Annotated in this window: 17 protein-coding genes; 11 read left to right on the forward strand and 6 right to left on the reverse strand. The window is 69.3% G+C overall.

Annotated features, from left to right (window positions below; genetic code table 11):
* Positions 1–36 precede the first annotated feature (36 nt).
* The 3 genes from pth to AC0KXF_RS11200 all read left to right on the forward strand — a co-directional run bounded on the left by pth (position 37) and on the right by AC0KXF_RS11200 (position 5,352).
* The gene (gene pth / locus AC0KXF_RS11190) at positions 37–627 is read left to right on the forward strand and encodes an aminoacyl-tRNA hydrolase (RefSeq protein WP_473109367.1); all 591 of its coding nucleotides are present in this window, start codon (positions 37–39) and stop codon (positions 625–627) included.
* Positions 624–4,430 (forward strand): transcription-repair coupling factor, encoded by a 3,807-nt coding sequence (gene mfd, locus AC0KXF_RS11195; protein ID WP_473109266.1) that lies wholly within the window; start codon positions 624–626, stop codon positions 4,428–4,430. The genes pth and mfd overlap by 4 nt, the downstream gene beginning before the upstream one ends.
* Positions 4,431–4,524: 94 nt before the next feature.
* On the forward strand, positions 4,525–5,352 hold the full coding sequence (locus AC0KXF_RS11200) for a MazG nucleotide pyrophosphohydrolase domain-containing protein (protein WP_473109267.1): 828 nt from the start codon (positions 4,525–4,527) through the stop codon (positions 5,350–5,352).
* 7 nt (positions 5,353–5,359) lie between these two features.
* Here the strand turns inward: AC0KXF_RS11200 and AC0KXF_RS11205 are convergent, their stop codons facing one another.
* Positions 5,360–5,725, reverse strand: coding sequence for a GntR family transcriptional regulator (locus AC0KXF_RS11205; RefSeq protein ID WP_223044504.1), 366 nt, complete (start codon positions 5,723–5,725; stop codon positions 5,360–5,362).
* The gene (locus AC0KXF_RS11210; RefSeq protein ID WP_473109268.1) at positions 5,722–6,792 is read right to left on the reverse strand and encodes a hypothetical protein; all 1,071 of its coding nucleotides are present in this window, start codon (positions 6,790–6,792) and stop codon (positions 5,722–5,724) included. Before AC0KXF_RS11210 ends, AC0KXF_RS11205 begins: the two co-directional genes overlap by 4 nt.
* A 224-nt stretch (positions 6,793–7,016) precedes the next feature.
* On the opposite strand from AC0KXF_RS11210, the gene hisS reads away from it, so the two are divergent.
* Complete coding sequence (gene hisS, locus AC0KXF_RS11215) at positions 7,017–8,324, forward strand: histidine--tRNA ligase (protein WP_473109269.1); 1,308 nt, start codon at positions 7,017–7,019, stop codon at positions 8,322–8,324.
* A gap of 102 nt (positions 8,325–8,426) precedes the next feature.
* On the opposite strand, the gene AC0KXF_RS11220 is transcribed toward hisS, so the two are convergent.
* The 4 genes from AC0KXF_RS11220 to AC0KXF_RS11235 form a co-directional block, all read right to left on the reverse strand.
* Positions 8,427–9,326 (reverse strand): cytochrome b/b6 domain-containing protein, encoded by a 900-nt coding sequence (locus AC0KXF_RS11220; RefSeq protein WP_473109270.1) that lies wholly within the window; start codon positions 9,324–9,326, stop codon positions 8,427–8,429.
* 700 nt (positions 9,327–10,026) lie between these two features.
* Positions 10,027–10,998 (reverse strand): electron transfer flavoprotein subunit alpha/FixB family protein, encoded by a 972-nt coding sequence (locus tag AC0KXF_RS11225; protein WP_473109271.1) that lies wholly within the window; start codon positions 10,996–10,998, stop codon positions 10,027–10,029.
* Between the two features lie 14 nt (positions 10,999–11,012).
* A complete protein-coding gene (locus AC0KXF_RS11230) occupies positions 11,013–11,789 on the reverse strand; it encodes an electron transfer flavoprotein subunit beta/FixA family protein (RefSeq protein WP_473109272.1) in 777 nt (258 codons plus the stop codon).
* Positions 11,786–13,309, reverse strand: a complete 1,524-nt coding sequence (locus AC0KXF_RS11235; RefSeq protein ID WP_473109273.1) for a purine-cytosine permease family protein — start codon at positions 13,307–13,309, stop codon at positions 11,786–11,788. The genes AC0KXF_RS11230 and AC0KXF_RS11235 overlap by 4 nt, the downstream gene beginning before the upstream one ends.
* Positions 13,310–13,614: 305 nt before the next feature.
* Here AC0KXF_RS11235 and AC0KXF_RS11240 point away from each other — a divergent pair, with 305 nt between their 5' ends.
* The 7 genes from AC0KXF_RS11240 to AC0KXF_RS11270 all read left to right on the forward strand — a co-directional run bounded on the left by AC0KXF_RS11240 (position 13,615) and on the right by AC0KXF_RS11270 (position 22,273).
* A complete protein-coding gene (locus AC0KXF_RS11240) occupies positions 13,615–15,024 on the forward strand; it encodes a flavin monoamine oxidase family protein (RefSeq protein WP_473109274.1) in 1,410 nt (469 codons plus the stop codon).
* A 14-nt stretch (positions 15,025–15,038) separates the two neighbouring features.
* Complete coding sequence (locus AC0KXF_RS11245; RefSeq protein WP_473109275.1) at positions 15,039–15,635, forward strand: TetR/AcrR family transcriptional regulator; 597 nt, start codon at positions 15,039–15,041, stop codon at positions 15,633–15,635.
* Positions 15,636–15,757: 122 nt separating this feature from the next.
* The gene (locus AC0KXF_RS11250; RefSeq protein ID WP_473109276.1) at positions 15,758–17,800 is read left to right on the forward strand and encodes an acetate--CoA ligase family protein; all 2,043 of its coding nucleotides are present in this window, start codon (positions 15,758–15,760) and stop codon (positions 17,798–17,800) included.
* A gap of 99 nt (positions 17,801–17,899) precedes the next feature.
* Positions 17,900–19,063: an acyl-CoA dehydrogenase family protein gene (locus AC0KXF_RS11255; protein ID WP_473109277.1), complete on the forward strand. Its 1,164-nt coding sequence runs from the start codon at positions 17,900–17,902 to the stop codon at positions 19,061–19,063.
* A gap of 30 nt (positions 19,064–19,093) precedes the next feature.
* Positions 19,094–20,182: an ABC transporter substrate-binding protein gene (locus AC0KXF_RS11260; RefSeq protein WP_473109278.1), complete on the forward strand. Its 1,089-nt coding sequence runs from the start codon at positions 19,094–19,096 to the stop codon at positions 20,180–20,182.
* A gap of 111 nt (positions 20,183–20,293) precedes the next feature.
* The gene (locus tag AC0KXF_RS11265) at positions 20,294–20,953 is read left to right on the forward strand and encodes a TetR/AcrR family transcriptional regulator (RefSeq protein ID WP_473109279.1); all 660 of its coding nucleotides are present in this window, start codon (positions 20,294–20,296) and stop codon (positions 20,951–20,953) included.
* Positions 20,954–21,073: 120 nt separating this feature from the next.
* Positions 21,074–22,273, forward strand: a complete 1,200-nt coding sequence (locus AC0KXF_RS11270; protein ID WP_473109280.1) for a Glu/Leu/Phe/Val dehydrogenase dimerization domain-containing protein — start codon at positions 21,074–21,076, stop codon at positions 22,271–22,273.
* Positions 22,274–22,279: the final 6 nt, after the last annotated feature.

Consider the following 22,279-nt stretch of genomic DNA (forward strand, 5'->3'; position numbering starts at 1 on the left):
CGGTTCTGGCGCACGCGAGAGAAAGTCGAGGAGCGCATGTCGGATGACAGCTGGCTCATCGTCGGCCTGGGCAACCCCGGGGCGAAGTACGAGGCGACGCGGCACAACGTCGGGCAGATGGCGCTCGATGTGCTGGCGGGGCGCCTCGGGGCGCGCTTCTCGCCGCACCGTGCGGGCGCGCGCGTGGCCGAGGGCCGCGTGCGGCCGGGCGGGCCGAAGCTGATCCTCGCGAAGTCGAACGGGTACATGAACACCTCCGGCGGCCCCGTCTCGGGGCTCGCCAAGTACTACGGCGTGCCTGCCGAGCGCATCATCGCGATTCACGATGAGCTCGACATCCCCTTCGACTCCATCAAGCTGAAGCAGGGTGGCGGCCACGGCGGCCACAACGGCCTGCGGGACATCGCCAAGGCGCTCGGCACCCCCGAGTTCTTGCGCGTGCGGGTGGGCATCGGCCGGCCGCCCGGGCAGCAGGACGCGGCCGACTTCGTGCTGCGCCCCTTCGGGGCGAGCGAGCGCGGCGCGCTGGCCGTGCTGCTCGAGGACGCGGCGGATGCCGCCGAGGCTCTCGTGGACGAGGGCCTGCTCGCCGCTCAGCAGCGCTTTCATGGAAGGGCCGTCAAATGACACTGCGCGGGATCGACCGCCTGCTCGAGGCATCCCCGTCATTCGCGCGAGCGCTCGAGACGGCCGACGGATCGGTGGCGACCGACGCCGAGTTCTCGGTTGCCGAGGGGCTGCGGGCTCCGCTCGTCGCGGGGCTGCTGCGGAGGCGCCTCGAGGCGGGGGATCGCGGGGCACTGCTCGTGATCGCGGCGACGAGCCGCGAGGCGGATGCGCTGCGTTCGGCACTCGGCTCGCTCGTCCCCGAGGCGGTCACCGCGGAGTTCCCGGCTTGGGAGACGCTGCCGCACGAGCGACTGAGTCCGAGCGCGGAGACCGTCGGGCGCCGTGCGGCCGCGCTGCGACTGCTGCGGGAGCACGCGGACGACGCGCACGGTTTCCGTCCGCTCATCATGGTCGCCTCCGTGCGAGCCGCCCTGCAGCCGGTCTCCCCGCACGCCGCGCAAGCCGAGCCGCTGGTGCTGCGCGCGGGCGAGGATCCCTCGCGATCCCCGGGGCTGCAGAGGGGGGCGGACGGGGCTCGCGCTGCCTCCGCTCACGGGGGAGCGCTCGACCTGGTCGCCCGCGAGCTGGTGCTGCGCGCCTACACCCGCGTCGACATGGTCACGCGGCGCGGCGAGTTCGCGGTCCGCGGCGGCATCCTCGACGTCTTCCCGCCCACGGCCGAGCAGGCGCTGCGCGTCGACTTCTTCGGCGACGAGGTCGATCAGATCCGCCGCTTCGCGGTCTCCGACCAGCGCAGCGCCGGCGACCCGATCCCCGAACTCGAGCTCTGGCCGGCGCGCGAGCTCCTGCTCACCGACGAGGTGCGCGAGCGCGCGGCCGAGCTGCTGCCGCGCTTCCCCGCGCTTTCCTCGCTGCTCGAGAAGATGAGCCAGGGCATCCCCGTCGAGGGCATGGAGAGCCTGCTGCCGCAGCTCGTACCGGGCCTCGCCCCGCTCACCGCACTGCTGCCCGAGGGCGGTGCGGTGGTCGTCGCATCCCCCGAGCGCGTGGCGGGCCGAGCGGTCAGCCTCGCCGAGACCAACCGCGAGTTCCTCGAGGCGGCCTGGAGCGCCGCGACCGCGGGCGCGGACACCCCGGTGCCCACCGATGACAGTGGTATGCTCTCGGTCTCCGAGCTGCGCACGGCGTCTCGCGGTCGGCCGTGGTGGACGGTCTCGACGTTCGTGGCCGATGAGTCGGAGCCGGCGGAGCAGGCCGGTCCCGGGGCGGCCGCGGAGCCCTTCGGCGCCGGTGCCGCCGGGGAGCCCTCCGTCATCCTGCGCGAGCGTAGCGAGTCGCAGGATCCCGCGGCCCCTGCCGCCGCCGCGCTCGCGATCAACGTCGCGGGAAACCCGTTCCCCCGCCCCGCGAGCGGCGCCGATGCGACCGGCTCCGCGATCCGCCTCTTCTCCGAACGCCTGCGCGAGGGATGGCGAGTCGTCGTCACCGCGCAGGGCGTCGGGCTCGTCGAGCGCGCGAGGGATCTGCTGGTCGAGGCGGGGGCCGCCGCCCGCATGGTCGACGAGCTGCCCGAGCGGCTCGAGGACGGCGTGGTGTACCTCGTCGCGGGCACCGCCTGGTCGGGGTTCGCGAGCGAGGAGGCGAAGCTCCTGCTGGCGAGCGAGGCCGAGTTCTTCGGCCGCTCGGTGAGCTCGCAGGCGGCGAGCGGGCAGAAGCTCGCACGCCGCCGCGGCAAGAACGTGGTCGACCCGCTCAAGCTCGTCGCAGGCGACTACGTGGTGCACGAGACGCACGGCATCGGCCGGTTCGTCGAACTGACGCAGCGCATGGTGCCGACCGGTGTCGGACGCGACGCCACCAAGGCGCTGCGCGAGTACCTCGTGCTCGAGTACGCGTCGACCAAGCGCGGCATGCCCAAGGACAAGCTCTACGTGCCCACCGATCAGCTCGATCAGCTGTCGCGCTACGTGGGCGGCGAGGCGCCGCCGCTCTCGAAGATGGGCGGCAGCGATTGGGCCAATGCGAAGAAGAAGGCGCGCAAGGCGGTGCGCGACATCGCGGTCGAGCTGGTCAAGCTCTACTCGGCGCGCGTGGCGTCGAAGGGGCACGCCTTCTCGCCCGACACTCCGTGGCAGCACGAGCTGGAGGAGGCGTTCCCCTACGCCGAGACCCTCGACCAGCTCACCACCATCGACGAGGTCAAGCGCGACATGGAGCGCTCGATCCCCATGGATCGTCTCATCGCGGGCGACGTCGGCTTCGGTAAGACCGAGGTCGCGGTGAGGGCGGCGTTCAAGGCGGTGCAGGACGGCAAGCAGGTCGCCATGCTCGTGCCCACCACCCTGCTCGTGAACCAGCACCTCGAGACCTTCCAGAACCGCTTCGCCGGGTTCCCGGTGCAGTTGCGAGCGCTCAGCCGGTTCCAGAGCGACAAGGAGGCGAAGGACACGATCGACGGACTCGCGGCGGGCACGGTCGACGTCGTCATCGGCACGCACCGCCTGCTCTCGGAGAGTGTGCACTACAAGGATCTCGGCCTCGTCATCATCGATGAGGAGCAGCGCTTCGGCGTCGAGCACAAGGACGCGCTGAAGAAGCTCAAGACCAACGTCGACATCCTCGCGATGAGCGCGACGCCGATCCCGCGCACGCTCGAGATGGCCGTCACCGGCATTCGCGAGATGTCGACCCTGGCGACGCCGCCCGAGGACCGTCATCCGATCCTCACCTTCGTCGGCGCCCGCAGCGACAAGCAGATCACCGCGGCGATCCGCCGCGAGCTGCTGCGCGAGGGGCAGGTGTTCTTCGTGCACAACCGGGTGTCCTCGATCAGTCGAGTGGCCGCGCAGATCGCCGAGCTGGTGCCCGAAGCGCGCGTCGCGGTGGCGCACGGCAAGCTCAGCGAGCACCAGCTCGAGCAGGTGGTGCAGGATTTCTGGGAGCGCAAGTTCGACGTGCTCGTCTCGACCACCATCGTCGAGACCGGCCTCGACATCGCGAACGCCAACACGATCATCATCGACAATGCCGACAAGTACGGGCTGAGCCAGCTGCACCAGCTGCGCGGCCGGGTCGGCCGCAGCCGCGAGCGCGCGTACGCGTACTTCCTCTACGATCCCGACAAGCCGCTCAGCGAGACCGCGCACGAACGGCTCGAGACGCTCGCCACCAATAACGAGTTGGGATCGGGCATGCAGGTGGCGCTCAAGGACCTCGAATTGCGCGGTGCCGGCAACCTGCTGGGCGGGGAGCAGTCCGGGCACATCGCGGGTGTCGGCTTCGACCTCTACCTGCGGATGATCGGCGAGGCCGTGAATACGTTCAAGGGCGAGGAATCGACCGGCCCGGTCGAACTGGTGCTCGAGCTGCCCGTCGACGCGCACATCCCCGAAGAGTACGTGGAGAGCGAGCGGCTGCGCCTCGAGGCGTACCAGAAGTTCTCGGCGGCGTCGCACCCGCAGGCGCCCGAGGACCACGTGTCGCTCGTGCTCGAAGAGCTCACCGACCGCTACGGCGAGCCGCCCGCCGAGGTGCAGCGCCTCGCAGCGGTCTCGGCGCTGCGCCGCCGCGCCGCGAAACTCGGCCTGTCGAAGGTCGTGGCCGCCGGGCCCGCGCTGCGCATCGAGCCGGTCAAGCTGCTCGACTCCCGTCGAATGCGCATGAACCGCATGTACCCCGGGGCGCGGTACACGGAGGCGACGAGCACGCTCCAGATCCCCCTGCCGGGTGGCACGGCCTCCTCGCGCAGCCCGCTCTCGGGCGTCGGCCAGCGCAACGTCGGCGACGAGGGCGACATCGTCGCCTGGACGGGCCGCGTGCTCGCGACGCTGCTCGAGGAGGAGGCGGCTGCGGAGGGCTGAGCGCGTCTCTCCGTGATGAGTATGTCGATCCGGGGCCGAGACTCGGAGCGTCCTCCTCAGGTCAGCGTCAGAGGCCCTCAGTAGGCTGGATCGCATGGACCAGGACGACGATGCCGACCACCTCAGCACCGCCTCGAGCGCTTCGCGGGCCGCGAGCGCCCCGGGTGCCGCGAGTGCTTCGCAGGCTCCCGACAGCGTGAGTGGGGCGCCGGGCCGAGACGGGGAGGCGTCCTCCCGGGAGGCGGAGGCCCTCGCGGCGGTGATGCGCACCGTGCGCACCATGGTGCATCCCGGCGGCTGCGCCTGGCACGGGGCGCAGACGCACGAGTCGCTCACTCCGTTCCTGGTGGAGGAGACCGCCGAGTTCATCGACGCCGTGGAGCGCGAGCTGCCGCCGAACGAGGTTGCGGGGGAGCTCGGCGATGTGCTCTATCAGGTGCTGTTCCACGCCGCGATCGCGGAGCGCGACGGCGAGGGCTACGATCTCGCGCGAGTGGCCGAGGGGCTCGATGAGAAGCTCGTCGCCCGCCACCCGCACGTCTTCGGAGACCGCGGGTACATGTCTGTGGAGGAGCTGCACGCGGAGTGGGAGCGTCTCAAGGAGGATGCGGCGGGGGAGGAGCGCGGATCGCGGGATCCGCTCGAGGGGATTCCCGCCGGCATGCCCACGCTCGCTCGCGCTGCGAAAGTGGTCGAGCGTCTGAAGCGGGCTCGGCTCGTCGATCCGAGCGCGGGTGAGAGTTACCCGGATGATCCGCTCGCCGGATCGATCGGCCCCGACGAGCAGCGCATGGCTGAGAACGGCATCGGGGACGCGATGCTCGCGCTCGTGGTGCGGGCGAATGCGGCCGGCGTCGATCCCGACCGTGCGCTCCGGCTCGCGGTCGACCGCTTCACCGCCCGCGTCACACACGGCGATTAGAGCGGACTCAGGATCCGGGATCGCCCCACACCGCCCGCAGTACGGCGACCGCGTCGTCGATGCTCGACCCCTCGCGCTGCGCCGCCTCGGCCAGTGCGCGCGCGTGCTCGACGACCGCTCCGGCCGCCCGCGACGCGCCGGGGGCCACGCGGGTTCCCGCGGCGGTTCGGGTGACGACGAGCCCCTCCTGCTCGATCGTGCGATAGGCCTTGGCCGCGGTCGCCTGGGCCACCCCGAAGTCGCGGGCGGTCTGACGTACGGTTGGCAGGCGCTCGCCGTCGCCGAGTTGGCCGGAGCGGATCGCCCCGCGGAACAGTTCCGCGATGTCGTCGGCGGTGCGCGGTGCGGGAGCGTCCGGGCTCGCGGGAGTCATCGCGCGGCTCCGGTGCCGCTCGGGGTCGACGCTGTAGCGGGGGCGGGGGAAGACGGATCAGGATCCGACGATGCCGCGTGGCGCCCGGCGAAAGCCGCGCGCCCGGTGTCGACAGCGAGGCGCAGCAGCAGCGCGGCTCCGATGCCCTGCACCACGTACCCGCCCAGGTGCATGAGCGGTGCGATGCTCTGATAACCGGTGCCGACGACGAAGCGCTGAGGGTCAGGGGCTCCACCGTTGTCCTCGAAGACACCGACGATGATCTGCCCGATGAAGCCGACGTGAGCCCACACCGCTCCGAGCGTGAGCAGCAAGCCGCCGAGCGCTATGAGCGTGATGATCTGGGCTGTCGAGGTGCGTTCCTCGCGCACCTCCGCGGCCGAGGAACGCGCGAAGAGGGGGCGGTTCGCATCCGTGCTGAGCAGGGCGACGAGCGCGAAGGCCGCTGTCAGCAGGATGAGCAGCGTCGCGAGGTGGTTCGGCCAGCCGGCGCCCCAGACGTAGCCCATGCCGTTCTGCATCGTCATGTAGACGGGCAACCCGGTTTCGGGTGGCACGATCCCGTAGCGATTCGCACCCGGCGGTGCGGAGACGCCGATGAGCAGCTGCCAGGCCGTGGTGATGAGGAGCAGCGAGGAGGAGGCGAGCAGGATCCAGAGTGAAGCGCGCGGCGTGAATGCCCACCAGCGGCGCCTCGGGGAGATCGCGCGCTCGCCGGGTGCGGGCAGCGGCTCGCGTCGCAGGAGCAGGGCCACCACCAGGATCACGAGTGCGGCCGCCGCGAGCGGCGCGGGTCGCTGCCACCAGCCGCCCCAGTTGTTCAGGGGGTCGAGTGTGGCGATCCAGGTCGTGACGCTTCCGACGGCGACCACGGCGAGCGATCCGGCGATCCCGATCCAGCTGAGGGTCCCCACGCGGCGGCCGCTCGAGGGCAGCGAGACGATGCGCCTGGGGCGGATCCACGAGAGTCCGAAGAAGATCAGGCCGAGGGTGAGCGCCATCTCGATGGGTGGCAGGAATTGCAGGATCATCCGAAGCCCCCAGAAGATCCAGTTCATGACTTCCATATCGCGCTCCCATCGCTCGGCGGCCCAGGGCCGCGGATCTTTGTGCTGCAAATTTAGCACAATCTTGTATTGCGATCGCAATACAAGATTGAATGTGCCGTCGAAATGACGCTCGTGGCCTCCCGCCCACGGCTGTGAGGGCAGCACTCGTCATCTCGAGCAAAATGATCCGAGACCCCGGAGCGGTCCACCCGCTTGCCTCGCGCGTGGAAGAATAGGGGACCATGGCAGCACCCGTGAACCCGCCGCGCGGCATGCGCGATTTCCTCCCCGCAGACAAGGCGCGTCGTGAGCACGCGCTCGACGTGATCAAGAGCGTCTACCGGTCTCACGGTTTCGACGAGATCGAGACCCCGGTGGTCGAGGACTACGCGCGCCTGCACGCCGGGCTCGGGGGCGACAACGAGAAGCTGAGCTTCTCGATTCTGAAACGCGGGATCCGGCCCGAGCAGTTGCAGGCCGCCGTCGAGGCGGGCAACGCCGAGCAGCTCGCCGACCTGGGTCTCCGCTTCGACCTCACCGTTCCGCTGTCCCGCTTCTACGCGAGCCACCGCGCCGAGCTGCCTCCCGTCTTCAGGGCCATTCAGATCGCTCCGGTGTGGCGGGCCGAGCGGCCGCAGAAGGGCCGCTACCGGCAGTTCGTGCAGGCCGACATCGACATCATCGGCGAATCCGGGCTGCTCGCCGAGATCGAGCTGGTCACGGCTACCTCGCAGGCACTCGCCGCGCTCGGGCTCGAGGGCTGCGTGATCCGCGTCAACGACCGCCGCATCCTCTTCGGCCTGCTCGAGCACTGCGGCTTCGCCGCCGATACTCACGACCGCGCGCTCATCACGGTCGACAAGCTCGACAAGATCGGTGCCGTGGGCGTGGTCGAGGAACTGCGCGAGATCGACGCCGAAGCCGCCGATCGGATCGGGGCCGTGCTCGCCGCGGTGGAGCCCGCGCTCGAGGGGGAGGGGATCGCACTCACGCGATCCGCCATTGAATCCGTGCTGGCGGATACCACCGAGAACCCGGGGGCTGCGGCCGGCATCGAGAACCTCGCCGCGCTCGGCGAGGCCCTCCAGGGCGCGCTGCCCGAGGGCGTGGAGGTGCGCTTCGATCCGACGCTCGTGCGCGGCATGGGCTACTACACCGGCACGATCTTCGAGGTCGCGCACCCCGGCTCGGGCAGCTCGGTCGGCGGCGGAGGGCGCTACGACGGGATGGTGGGGCGCTTCCTGGGCCAGGACGTTCCGGCGGTCGGGTTCTCGATCGGCTTCGAGCGGGTGGTGGATCTCATCTCCCTGCCCGAGTCGACCGGCCCCGAGGCGGTCGCGCTCGTCTACGACGCCGAGGTGCCCTTCGCCGAATTGGTCGCCGTGAAGCGCGAGCTTGTCGCGCGCGGCCATCGTGTGCGGCTCGAGAAGCGGCAGAAGAACATGAAGACGCTGCTGTCTCGGATCGCGGCCGAGGGATTCACGAGCTTCGCGAACGCGCGGCCCGGGATCGCAGCCGACGAGCTGGAGTTCCGCACCCTCGCCGGCTGAGCGGGTTCAGTCGCATGGCCCGGGCCGGGCGTGCTCGGTGCGTTCGTTCGGGACGCCCCACGGAGTGCCTCCGGGGGCGATGCCGTCTTATGCCGGCTGTGTTCAGCGGGTGCTGATGTTGCCGGTGGTGCCGGCGATGGGGGCGAGGATGAGGGGTCGGGTGGCTGCGGTCGCGGTGATCGTGATGGCGAGGCCTGCGGTGAACCACCAGAACCCGGTCCAGGAGATGTCGGGGGTGCCGGCGTACATGTGGCCGAGGTTCTTGAGGGCGCCTGTGGTGAGTACGAGGAAGACGTGGATGATCACGAAGAGCACGAAGAACAGCATTGTGGGGTAGTGGATCGCGCGGGCGACGGGGGCGGGGTAGAACTTGTTCAGTTTCTTGGCGTGTTCGGGCCACCATTCGCTCATGCGGATGCCGGTGAGGATCGCGAGGGGTGCGGCGATGAACACGATCGTGAAGTACATGAGTTGTTGCAGGCTGTTGTAGTTCACCCATCCGTCTTCGACGGGCCATTCCAGGGTCAGGTACTGCAGGCCCGCACTGAGTGCGTTCGGGAACACGTCCCAGCTGGTGGGCACGATTCTGGCCCAGTGCCCGGTCACGAACAAGAGCGTGATGAAGGTGAGGCCGTTGAGGATCCAGAGCACGTCGAGGCTGGTGTGGAGCCAGAGATAGATCGAGACTTTCTTGCCGCCGCGTTTGGGGGTGTAGAACGCGGGGGGTTTCTGCTGGTGCCTGACGGCGAGCCCGGAGCGGACGATGAGGGTCATGAAGAAGAAGTTCAGGAAGTGCGTCCATCTCGCCCAGGCGGGGAACCCGTCCGCGGTGTCGACGCGGGGGTGGTACTCGCCGGGGTAGCGGTGTAGGAACTCGGGTACCCCGGGAAGGGTGGTGATGCCGCGGGCGGTGAGCACGATGATGCCCGCAGCGAGGATCGCGCCCCCGCCCCACAGTGTGAGGAGTTTTGTCCACTGGGGGAGGGTGCGGGACCCGAGCATGACCGGCTCCCGCACAGGCTTCGAAACCGCCGACTCCGAGGCCCCAGGCGCGGCAGGCACGGGCGCAGCAGGCACAGACGCGGCTTGCCCGGGCACCAGCGGAGCAGGTGAAGCAGGGGCGGGCGCGGCCGCGGTCGCGGCGACTGGTGCTGACTCCATTGGGAGAGGCGCGGGGGCCGGGGCGAGCGAAGCCGTAACCGGTGCAGGGGCGGGTGCGGTGTTCGGTGCGGGATCCGGGATCGGGTCACGGAGTGCGGGCCTGGAGGCCGCCTGCGCCCCCGAGGCAGGGGCTGTGGTGGGCTTACTCGCGGACGGCACTTCCGCATTCTGGGGAGCGGCGTGCGCGGCGCGGCTCGGAGCGGGCGCCACCGCGGGGGCGTGCTCCACGGGGGGCCAGGCCTCGCCGCCGGGGGTGCGGGGCAGGCCCCGGCGTAGGCGGACGCCCGCAACCGCACCGGTCCCGGACTCCTGCACCGGCACCGCCGACTCAGCAACGGCCGGTTCAGTGACGGTCGGGGCGGTCGGCGATGCAGGAGCGTCGACGGACTGGACGGCGGAGTGTGCCGGGGCGGTCGTAGTCGCGGTCGGGGCGTCCGCCGGGAGCACTGCCGCCGCAGGGGTGGCGTGTGCGGGGGGCCAGGGGTCGCCGCCGGGGGTACGGGGCAGACCCCGACGCAGAGTGGGGGTGGTCATGTGGGGGTTACTGCTTTCGGGCATGGAGGGCCGTGATCAGTTGCGGGACGATGGTGAACACGTCGCCGACGATGCCGTAGTCGGCGACCTCGAAGATCGGGGCGTCGGGATCGGTGTTGATCGCGACGATCGTCTTCGCGGTCTGCATCCCGGCCCGGTGCTGGATCGCGCCCGAGATCCCGAGCGCGATATACAGTTGCGGGGACACCTGCACCCCGGTCTGCCCGACCTGGTGCGACGCCGGCACGTACCCGGCGTCCACGGCCGCCCTCGACGCCCCCACGGCCGCGCCGAGCACGTCCGCGAGGTCCTCGACCAGCTTGAACTGTTCTTGCGATCCCAGGCCGCGACCGCCGGAGACCACTTTCGCGGCCCCGCGCAGCTCGGGCCGTGACGAAGACTCCACGACCGCGTCGAAGCTGTCGATCCGGGCGGCGGGCTTGCCCGACCCGGGCACCTCCAGCATTTCCACGACGAGGGGCTGCGCTTCGGCGCGGGCGTCGATCGCGCCCTGCCGCACGGTCACGATCAACGACCCGGTCGTCGCCGCGGAGGTGGTGGTGTAGGCGCCCCCGTACACGGAGTGCTCCGCGGTGATCCCTTCCGCGTCCCGGGCGACACCGACCGCGTCCAGGGCCAGCGCGAGGCGCAACCGCGCCGCGACCCGACCTGCCACGTCCCGCCCGTCCAGCGAGTGCGGCAGCAGTACCGCCTCCGGGCGCACCGCCCCGATCGCGGCCACCACCGCGTCGACCGCCGGCACCCCCAGCACCGACACCTCTATCGGCGCGGTCAGCACGCGCGCCGCGCCGAGTCCGGCCGCTGCCGCGGCCAGCGCCTCGTCGGATGAGGGAACCACTGCTACCGGGGTGCCGATCTGCGCGGCAGCCCCGATCAGCCCCGCCGTCGCGGGGGCGAGGCCTCCGCCCGGCAGGGTCTCGGCCACCACCAGGATCGTGCTCTTCGAAACGTCGTTCACGCCCGCATCCCTTCTCACGCCAGCCGGTTCTCGGCCAGGAACGCGGCCAGCTGCTCGCCCGCGTCACCCTCGTCCACGATCTTCACACCCGCTGCCCGCGGCGGCCGCTCCGCCACCGACACCAGAATCGACCGGCCCGCCGACCAGTCCTCCACATCCACCCCCAGGTCCGCCAATGACAGCGTCTCCAGGGGCTTCTTCTTCGCCGCCATGATGCCCTTGAAATTCGGGAACCGCCCATCCGGCAACGCCTCCGTCACCGACACCACCGCAGGCAGCCCCGCCGACACCCGCTGCACACCCCCCTCCACCGGACGCACCCCCGACACCGCGTCCTCGGTGATCTCTACCGTGGACAGGCCCGACAGCACCGGCATCGAGAGCAGTTCGCCCAGCATGGCCGGCACCGCCCCGCCTGCCCCGTCCGTCGACGCGTTGCCGGCGACCACTAGATCGAACTCCGACCGCCGGAGCGCGGCCGCGAGCACCTCCGCCGTCAGCACCGCATCGGCACCCACCAAACCGGCATCCATCACGTGCACCGCGGCAGACGCGCCCATCGCGAGTGCCCTGCGGATCGTCGCCGTGGTCCCCTCCGGGGCCATCGACACCACCACGACCTCGACGCCGTCATGCTGATCGGCGTGCCGGAGCGCGACCTCGAGCGCGCGCTCACCGATCTCGTCCAGCACCGCCTCAGACGCACCCCGATCAGCCAGCCCCGTCTCCAGAACCAGCTTCCGGTCCCCGTATGTGTCGGGCACCTCCTTCACCAACACCGCGATTCTCATTGCGCTTCCTTCGATGTTCCGGACTGAGGAGTGGCCGATGCGGCCGGCTGCGTGCGGATCAGCCCGGTCGATACGGGCGTCTCGATCCGGTACCCGCCGAGCCCGAGGGGCTGCGTGACCGCCTTCGTGAGCACGAGGTAGACGAGCGCGCCGACGAGACAGGAGGGGATCGATGCCGTCGTGTAGCCGAAGAGCGGCGACGGCACGTAAGCGATGGGGTGCAGCAGCAGCGTGTAGGTGACGGCACCCGCCGCGAGGGCGACGAACGCCACCGGGTTCCAGCCGTACCAGTAGCCGACCGCCGACTCCGAGGCCGGCTTGTAGAGCTCGCGGATCGGCACGCGGGTGCGGCGCAGCAGGAAGTAGTCGACGATCCCGATTCCCACGAGCGGGGCGACGAGGATCGCGCCCCACGATAGGAAGCGGCCGTAGTTGTCGTACACGGTGCCCGGGAAGAACACGAGCACGGCTGCGGGGCCGAGGATCACGACGCCCATGAGCGGCCAGGCCATGCGCTGGAACAGCCTGCCTCCGCCGCTGCGCAGCGCGAGCATCGAGCCGTAGCCCTGAGAGAGGATCGCCGTGATGTTGGCGAATGCGATCGCGACGAGCGCGATGATGCCGAACACGGTACCGGTGAGCGGGATCAGCCAGTCGGTGGGCTCGGTGATCTCGAGTACGAGTGCGGCGAAGGTGCCGATGAGCGCGGCGAAGACCGATGCGCCGAAGATGCCGATCCAGTTGGGCCAGAACGCGGCTCGGGCGCTGCGGGTGAGCCGGGCGAGGTTGCCCATGTTGGGCCACCACGCGAAACCGCCGGCAACGCCGAGTTCGATGGCGATCATGAAGCTGACGTGCGGGTTCTCCTCGGGGTCGAGCGCCGGGATCGCGGTGAGCTCCTCCCAGGAGACGCGCGTGAAGATGATGACGGTGATGACGACGAGCGCGATGACGAGCGCGGGGGCGACGACCTGGCTGACGCGCTCGACCGAGACGGGGCCTCGGGAGAGGATCGCCCATGCACTGACGATGGCGATGAGGCCGAGGATGCTGACCGCGGCGCCGGTCTTGCTGAGCTCGACCCCGAAGGCCGCGTTGATGATGTTGACGACGCCGTGGCCCAGCATGATGGCGAGGATCGCCGACCAGCCCGCCGCGAAGATCGTGGAGGTGGTGATCATTATGAGGCGGGCCCCGCCGTGGCCGAAGATACCGCGCAGCATCACGAACTGCTCGACACCGTACTTCGCGGAGGCGAGCACGGGGGAGAGAGCGACGAGCAGCACCGAGATGCCGTAACCGATCACGACGCTGGCGATCGCCTCGACGGCACCCACGTAGTAGGCCACGGTGGCGCCCTGCAGAAACGCCCAGGTGGCGATCGCGAGGCCGATATTGACGGTGGAGAAGTCCCAGAATCCCCAGATGCGCTCGCGGGGGAGCAGGGGTAGTTCGTTCAGTGTCGCGTCTTCGGGGACGCGGGCGACCTTGAGGCTCTCTGTATGGATCTGCTGCACCATCAGGCGGCCCACCAGAGCAGCAGCGCCGAGGCCGCCGCGAGCGCGCCGGCGGCGATGAGGAAGTCCCTCCACGGCAGGTTGGTCTGCACCATCCCGCCGCATCCCGGTGATTCCATGCGTTCCAGGCGTCGCTGCAGTTCGACTTCAAGTTCTACTTCGTTGTCCACGTCGACCTCGATTCATGATTGGTTGACCAATCAATAAACGAGCTTGGGGAAGAAAGCGCACGAAGTCAAGAGGGTGATCATAATTGTTTGACTGACCAGTTAATGATATACTGACGTGTTATGCAGACAGTGACGTCATTGCCGGAAACACTGCCGGAACGAACCTCGGTCGTCGTCGTGGGCGCCGGCTACGCCGGTCTCTCGGCCGCTCTCGAACTCCACGACGCCGGCATCGATGTGCTGGTGATCGAGGCCCGGGAACGGGTCGGCGGGCGCACGCTCTCTCTCGTGGATGAGGGAGGAGTGGTCATCGATCACGGAGGGCAGTGGGTGGGGCCCACGCAGCGCGACTTCCTCTCGCTGGTCGAGCGCTTCGGTGTCGAGACCTTCCCCACCTACCTCGGCGGGCAGAATATCGAGCGCTGGACGGACGGCTCGAAGCGTCACTTCAAGATCGCGGGCCCCGATGACGGCCCGGGTATGCGCGAGTATGTGCGGGTCATGGAGGAGATCGATCGGATGTCTGCCGCGGTGGATCTCGAGAACCCCGCCGCGACGCCGGGTGCTGTCGAGCTCGACAGTGAGACCGTGCACTCCTACTTCGAGCGGACGGTGCAGGATCCCGATGCCCGGTTGCGCCTCGCGCTCGCGGTGCAGAGCGTGTGGACCGTCGAGCCGCGCGATATCTCGATGCTGCACTTCCTCTTCTACGTCGCTTCCGCGGGCAGCTTCGATCAGCTGATGGAGGCCGAGGGCTGCGCTCAGGAGACTCGCTTTGCGAATGGCGCGCAGGAGGTCGCGAAGCGCATCTCGGCTCTCCTCGGTGATCGTGTGCGCCTCGGCGCGCCGGTGCGGAGCATCGAGCGCTCGGAGGATGCGGTGCGTGTCGTCACGGAGGCCGGAGACGTGCGGGCGGACCGTGTGATCGTCGCAGTGCCGCCGCCGGCGGGCCAGCAGATCCTGCACGAGCCCCCGTTGCCGACGCCGCGAGCCAGGTGGCTCGCGAAGAGCCCGATGGGCGACGTTGTGAAGATCCATGTCAGCTATAACCGACCCTTCTGGCGCGACCGCGGCCTGAGCGGTGAATCGACGCTCTACGGCGATCCGCTGCTCGGCTTCGTGTTCGATAACTCTCCGCATGACGCGTCGGCGGGGGTGCTGGTCTGCTTCGTCTACGCCGACCGGGTCCGGGCATGGCGGGCCCTCGATGAGCGGGAGCGCGTGCGGGAGGTCGTCGATACTCTGGTCGACCTCTTCGGGCAGGAGGCCGCGGCCCCGGTGCGCTACGCCGAGAAGGACTGGGCGGAGGAGCGATTCATCGGCGGAGCTTACGCTGCGAACCCCGCTCCGGGGGCGTGGATCGAGCACAGCGCTGCTGGGTGGCGCACCCCAGTCGGCCGCCTGCACTGGGCCGGCACCGAAACCGCGAGCGTCTGGAACGGGTACATCGACGGCGCGATCTCGTCGGGACGGCGGGCGGCCGCGGAGGTGCGCTCGGCGCTCGCTGAGAGCGAGCCGACGGGTTACGATGGGATTTCTGAGCCCTGAGAGGAACCGCCACCATGGTTCGACCGAGTGTTGAAGACGAGCGACGCGCGCAGATCATGGCGGCGACGCGCCGAGTGATGGTGCAGCGGGGGGTCGCGATGCTGCGCGTGGCCGATGTGGCGCGCGAGGCTGGGGTATCTCCCGGGATCGTGCACTACTACTTCGCAAGCAAGGATGAGCTGATCCGCGAGACCTTCGAGGACAACTTCGCGAGTTCGCTCGAGCGGCGCGCCTCCATCCTCGACGAGCCGTTGCCCGCCGATGAGAAGCTGGACGCGCTGCTCGGCTCCTACGTGCCGCTGGATGAGGCGACGCGCGAGTCCTGGCACGTGTGGCTCGAGCTCTGGGTGGGAGCGTTGCAGGACGAGCGTCTGCGTCAGCTCAATGATGACGCCTATGACGAATGGCGCAGCCTCATGGGGAGCGTCATCGCGGAGGGGATCGAGCAGGGCGTGTTCGAGACCGATGATCTCCGCACGGAGGTGAACCAGCTGGTCTCGATGATCGACGGTCTCGCCGTGCAGGCCCTGCTCGGATCCTCGGTGATCTCCGCGGATGAGATGCACCGTATCTGCCGTGAATTCGTTCGCGATCATCTGATCGCCCGCTGACCGCTCGGGCGTTGAGGTCGGAGGTCGATCTTCGATCGCCGGGGTTGACTTCGATCCCGCGCATTCGCTAAATTAACTGATGAATCAATTAATGGCAATGATGCCTCGGATCAAGGACGACGATGCTGTTATCCGCTACTTCTGCTCTCAGCGGCGCCGACCCGGCTTCGCTGGGCTCCTTCAGCACTCCGGCCTCGGTCGCCGTGGTGGGGGCCTCCGCCGACCCCTCGAAGTGGGGGCACTGGCTTGCGCGTGGCGCCGCCCTCGGCAAGGATCGCCGCAGGGTCTACATGGTCAACCGCTCCGGGGCCGTGATCGAGGGCGTGCAGAGCCACACCTCGCTCGCCGACCTGCCGGAAACGCCGGAGCTCGTGGCGATCTCGGTGCCCGGGCCGCTCGTGCTGGGCGTCATCCGAGAGGCTCTCGAACTCGGCACCCGCGCCTTCCTGGTCGTCGCGGCGGAAATGGAGGGGGAACGGGAAGCCGCGGAGCTCCTCGCGGACCATGGAGCCCGCATGATCGGCCCCAACAGCCTCGGCATCTACTCGGCCGAGGGCAAACTGCAGCTGATGTGGGGCGGAATGCGCCCGGGCAGCCTCGCCATCGTCTCCCAGAGCGGCCAGCTCGGCAGCGAGATCGCGGCGATGGGGCAGCGCATGGGCGTCGGGGTCTCTCGATTCGTCTCGCTCGGCAACCAGACCGATGTGCGGGCCGCCGAGGTGGTTCGCACTCTCGTCTCCGACGGATTCACGCGCACCATCGGCCTCTATCTCGAGGACTTCTCCGCGGCTGACGAACTGTTCGAGGCGCTCCGGGGAGCGACGGCCGCCGGCAAGCGCACGGTGCTGCTCACAACCGGTGAGAGCAGTGCGAGCCAAGCCCTCGCCCAGTCGCACACGGGTGCTATGACCTCCTCGATGGATCTCGTCGACGCGGCGTGCCGGGCCTCCGGAGTGCTGCGCGTGCGCACACCCGCCGAGCTCGTACAGGTGGCCTCGTATCTCGATCGCAGGCCACCGCCCGCCGGCCCGCGCGTTGCGATCATCACCGACAGCGGCGGCCAGGGCGGCATCGCTGCCGACGAGGCCGCCCGGCTGGGGCTCGAACTGCCCGAGTTGAGCCGAGGGCTGCGGGATCGCCTGCGACGTCACCTGTCGAGGAGCGCCTCCACCCGCAATCCGATCGATCTCGCGGGGTCGGGCGAGGCCGACCTGGCGGTCTACGCCGAACTCCCGCGTCTGCTCGCGGAGAGCGGCGAGGTGGACGCGGTAGTGCTCTCGGGATACTTCTGCAGTTACGGCCACGACACGCCCCAGCTGCTCGAATCGGAGCGCGCGATTGCCGATCGCCTCGCCGCGGTCGAGGGGGTGCCCGTGCTGGTGCATGCGATGGCTCCCGACTCGCGGATCGCCCATCACCTGCTCGACGCGGGAGTGCCGGTCTCCGGGCGCATCGAAGACAGCCTCTTCGCGACCGCGGCCGCTCATCGACTCGGCCGACCCGCGCCCGCGCGCGGGGAACGGTGCCGGCCCCTGGCGGCGGGCACGCAGACCGAGATCCGCGAGGCGCTCGCCGCGGCGGGCATCCCCTTCCCCGAACTGCGGGTCGTACGCACCGCAGAGGAGGCGGGGGCCGCGGCTGAGGCGCTGGGCGGCACCGTCGTGCTCAAAGCGGCCTGGCTCGCTCATAAGACGGAGGCCGGGGGAGTCGCGCTGCACCTTCGAGGGGCGGTCGACGCGCGTGAGGCCTTCATTGAGATGCATGCTCGGATCGGCGACGGAGACTACACGGTGGAGGTGCAGGACACGCGTGAGCACGTCGCGGAGTTCATCGTCGCTGCTCGACGCGACGAGACCTTCGGCCCGGTCGTCACCGTCGGTTACGGCGGCACCGAGACCGAGGTGTGGACCGATGTCGCACTCGAACTCGCCCCCGTCGGCATCGACGCGGCGCGCGGCATGATCGCGAGCCTCAAGAGCTCGCGGCTGCTCGCTCCCTGGCGAGGTCGTCCCGCACTCGACAGCGAGGCGCTCGCGCGCATCGTCGTGCGCCTCGGTGCCGTGCTCGCAGCGAGCCCCGGCATTCGCGAGATCGAGTTGAACCCCGTTCGCGTCGGCATCGACGACGCGCTCACGGTCGACTGCCTCGCGATCCCCGATCCCTGATCGGCGCGCCTATCCGGCCGCCGCCTCAACCCTGCAAGACCAGCCACAGCACGAGCGACGTGAAGACGCGTCCCGGCACCTCAACGGAAGGAACCCCACATGAACCTCATGGACAGCACCCGCAGCGTCTGGAAGCTCAGCGATGAGCAGGAGGCGATCGTCGAACTCTGCGGCGACTTCGCACGCGAGCAGGTGCGGCCGCTGGGCCGCGAGGTCGATGAGGCCGACGATGGCTCCCCCCTCGAACTGTTCCAGGCGGCCGCGCAGGTCGGCATCACCGACTTCATGATCCCCGAGGAGTTCGGCGGCGGCGGTTTCACCGATCTCTTCACGCAGTGCCTGGTGCAGGAGCAGCTGTGCTGGGGCGATCTCGGCATCGGCAACTTCCTGTGCTCGAACGGCTTCTTCGCCGATCCGCTGCTCGTACTCGGATCTGAGGAGCAGAAGGAGCAATGGCTGCGGCCCCTCACCGGCGAGAATCCGATCCTCACCGCGCTCGCCACCACCGAGCCGGGCGCGGGGTCGGATGCGGCCTCCATCACCACCCGCGCGGATCGCACCGACGGCGGGTACCTGCTCCGCGGGCAGAAGGCGTGGATCTCGAACTCGGGCTACGCGGATCAGTACGTGGTCTTCGTGAAGACCGACCCGTCGCAGCGCTCCCGCGGCGTCAGCGCCTTCCTGCTCAAGAAGGGGGCGGAGGGCTTCACGATGGGCGAGCCGATGAAGAAGATGGGGCAGCGGGCGATTCGCTGCCGTGAACTGTTCTTCGACGACGTCTTCGTCCCGGAGGAGAACCGCCTCGGCGCGGAGGGCGAGGGCTTCATCGGCCTCATGAAGACCTTCGACGCCTCGCGCATCGTGCTCGCCGCCGCCGCGACCGGCTGCGCCCGTGCCGCGTACGAGTTCGCGCTGAACTACGCTCGCGAGCGGGTGCAGTTCGGCAAGCCCATCATCGAGCACCAGGCAGTCGCCTTCCGGCTCGCAGATATGGCCACTCGGATCGACGCCGCCTGGCTGCAGACCCTCCGTGCGGCTACCATGTTCGATCAGGGCAAGCCCGTGGTCGCCGAGGCGGCGATGGCGAAGCTGCAGGCCTCGGAGACCGCCGCCTTCTGCACCTGGGCCGCGGTGCAGACGCTGGGAGGCTGGGGCTACTCGCGCGAGTTCCCCGTGGAGCAGTGGATGCGCGACGCGAAGCTCGAGGAGATCGAGGAGGGCACCTCCGACATCATGCGCCTCGTGATCTCGCGGAACATGTGACCTTCGGCTATATTGACTGAAGGATCAATTATGAACGTCAAGGAGGACGTCATGCGATACCCCAGGAGAACCCTCGTCGTCGCCTCGATCGCGACAGCGGGATTGGCCCTCACCGGTTGCGTCAGTGGAGGCGGCGGCGCTCCCGATGAGCAATCGCTGACCGTCACCATGTGGGGCGGCGCCGCGCAAGAGGGGCACGTCGCCACGGTCGTGCAGCCGTGGGCCGATGAGAACGGCGTCACAGTCCAGCAGGACTCGCCCACCGACTACGCCAAGCTCGACGCGATGGTCGATGCGGGCAAGGTGAGTTGGGGAGTGGTCGAGACGGAGCCCAACTACACCGATACGGCCTGCAAAGCTGGCACGCTCACGAAGCTGAGCGACGAGGTGAAGCAGGCGGCCGAGGAGGCCGAGGTCGATCCCGCATTCGTGAGCGATTGCGGGATTCCGATTCTGCAGTATGCGTTCACGATCGGGTACAACACGGAGAAGTTCGCGGATGCGCATCCGACGACGTGGGAGGAGTTCTTCGATACGGAGAAGTTCCCGGGGAAGCGGGGTTTCTGGAAGTATGCGACGGGCGGGATCTTCGAGGCGGCGCTGCTCGCGGACGGTGTGGCGCCGGAGGATCTGTATCCGCTTGATCTGGATCGTGCGTTCGCGAAGCTCGACACGATCAAGGATGACATCGTGTGGTACGACACGGGGGATCAGCAGACGCAGCTCGTCGCGAGTGGCGAGGCGCCCCTGGTGCAGGCCTGGAACGGCCGCATCACCCAGGCCGCCGCTGACGGCCAGCCCGTCGCCAATGAGTTCGGTGAGAATCTCACCACCTACGAGCATGTGGTGATCCCGCAGGGGTACCCCAATACCGAGCTCGCCGAGGACTGGATGGTCTGGTTCCTCTCGAACCCCGAGGCGCAGGCCGACCAGGCGATCGAAACCGGATACGGCCCTGCCTCGCCCCAGGCGCTCGAGTTCATCCCGACCGAAGTGCAGGCTGAGCTCGCAGGCAGTGAGGCGGTGGACTCCCAGGCCGCGGCCACCATGGACTACGGCTACTGGGCCGAGAACTACGGCGACGTCACCGAGCGCTTCAACGTCTGGATGGCGCAGTAGATTGAGGTAGAGAAGTTCGCAGACACCGGCCCCGTCGGCTGCGCTGCCACGTGCTCGTGCAGCCGGCGGGGCGAACTTCGTCCGGTGTCAGGGCGAGTGCATACGCTGTCGGTGAACCGTTCGACTGCACGGTTCACCTTCGAGGTGGAGGGGGACGCCGTGGCCGGCCAGGCGCGAGGGGCGGAGCGCCGGGAGGACATCCTCGCGGCGACGGTGGCGCTGGTGGGAGAGCGCGGTCATCAGGCCGTGCGCGTCGCAGACGTGGCGCGGCGACTCTCGGTCAGCGCCGGGCTCATCATCTATCACTTCGGGACAAAGGAGGAGCTGCTCGCGGCCTCGTTCGCCTTCGCCGCGGAGCGAGACCTCCAGGTGGCGCGGGGGATCGCCGAGCGCGAAACGGAGCCGCTGCGGCGCCTGGTGGTGATCGTCGACTGGTACCTGCCGACGGACGCGAGCTTGCGCAGCTGGCGGTTGTGGTTGGACGGCTGGGCGGCGAGTCAGTTCGAGCCCTCGCTCGCCGAGGTGATCCGCGGGTTCGACACTGCGTGGCGAAACCTGATGACCTCTGCGCTGCACGCGTGCGCGGAGAGCGGTGCGGCGGAGATCGACGATCCGGAGGAGGCCGCGGTGCAGCTGATGTCGTTCCTCAACGGTATGGCTGTGATGAGCGTCACCGCGCCCGAGTGGGCCGGCGTCCCGGATACGACCGCGCGGGTGCGCGGGTTCCTGGCGCGCCAGTTCGGCGTTTCGTGGGAGGCGCCGGCCGCGTGACCGGGCTCCGTCGAATCGGTCTTGACTTCATTTCGGTCCTGCTGCACACTCTTAACTGAACCGTCATTTAATAAACCGGTGACGGACCGAATCAGCCTGGTTCTCGAAGAGGAGACGTGCATGAGTGTGAAAACCGTCGATGAGCGGCCGTCGTTCATGGAGATCACCTGGCATGACAGCCGCTCGGATGCGGTGGGGTACGTCGTGATCGACCGGTTGCTGCGCGGCGTGTCGAGTGGCGGTCTGCGTATGCGAGCCGGATGCACCCTGGATGAGGTGCGCGGCCTGGCGAAGGCCATGACCAAGAAGGAAGCGGTGCACCTGAGCGAGCGCCTGAACTACGTGCCCGTCGGGGGCGCGAAGGGTGGCATCGACTTCGATCCCCGCGATCCCGATGCGGCGGGCGTGCTCGAGCGATTCTTCGACAGCCTCACCCCGATCCTGCGCAGCTACTGGGCGGTCGGAGAGGATCTCGGAGTGCGCCAGGACGTCATCGACGAGATCTTCGAGCGCCGGGGCTGGGGCAGCGCCGTCGCTCCTGTGCGCCGACTGCTCGGCGACGACGCGGCGGTGGAAGCCTCGGACGCCCGGGTGGCGAAGGCCTTCGGGGTCGCAGTCGACGGGATCGCGCAGGACGAGCTCGTGGGCGGGTACGGCGTCGCCGTCGCCGCCCTGACGACGATGCGGCTGCGGGGACTCGTTCCGGGCGACGTGCGCGCGGTGGTGCAAGGGCTCGGCTCGATGGGCGGTGCCACCGCGCGCTTCCTCGCGCGGGCCGGCGTGAAGATCGTCGGCGTCGTCGATGCGGCCGGCGCGATCACCGACGAGCGCGGGCTCGACGTCGAGGCACTGCTGGCGGCCCGGGATCGCTTCGGCACGGTCGATCGCGACCGGCTCCCCGAGGGTGCGGTCGCGCTGTCCGGCGACGAATGGCTGAAGGTCGACTGCGAACTGCTGGTGCCCGCGGCGATCTCCGACTGCATCACCGTCGACAACTGCGACGATGTCGCAGCGCGACTGATCGTCGAAGCGGCGAACCTGCCGGTGACCCCCGAGGCCGAAGCGCGGCTCGCGGCTCGCGGCGTCGAGGTGATCCCCGACTTCATCGCCAACTCCGGCACGAACGCCTGGTGGTGGTGGGTGCTGTTCGGAGACGTCGACGGGAGCTGGGAGCAGTCGCGGAGGATGCTCGACGAGCGACTGGGCGAACTTACCGAGGAGGCGCTCATCGCGGCCGACGCTGCGGGGATCACGCCGCGCGAGGCCGCCCTCGGCCTGGTGGGCGAACGACTGGACCGGATCGAAATCGACGAGAGCTGAGGATCG

This window comes from Leucobacter holotrichiae, assembly GCF_055791005.1.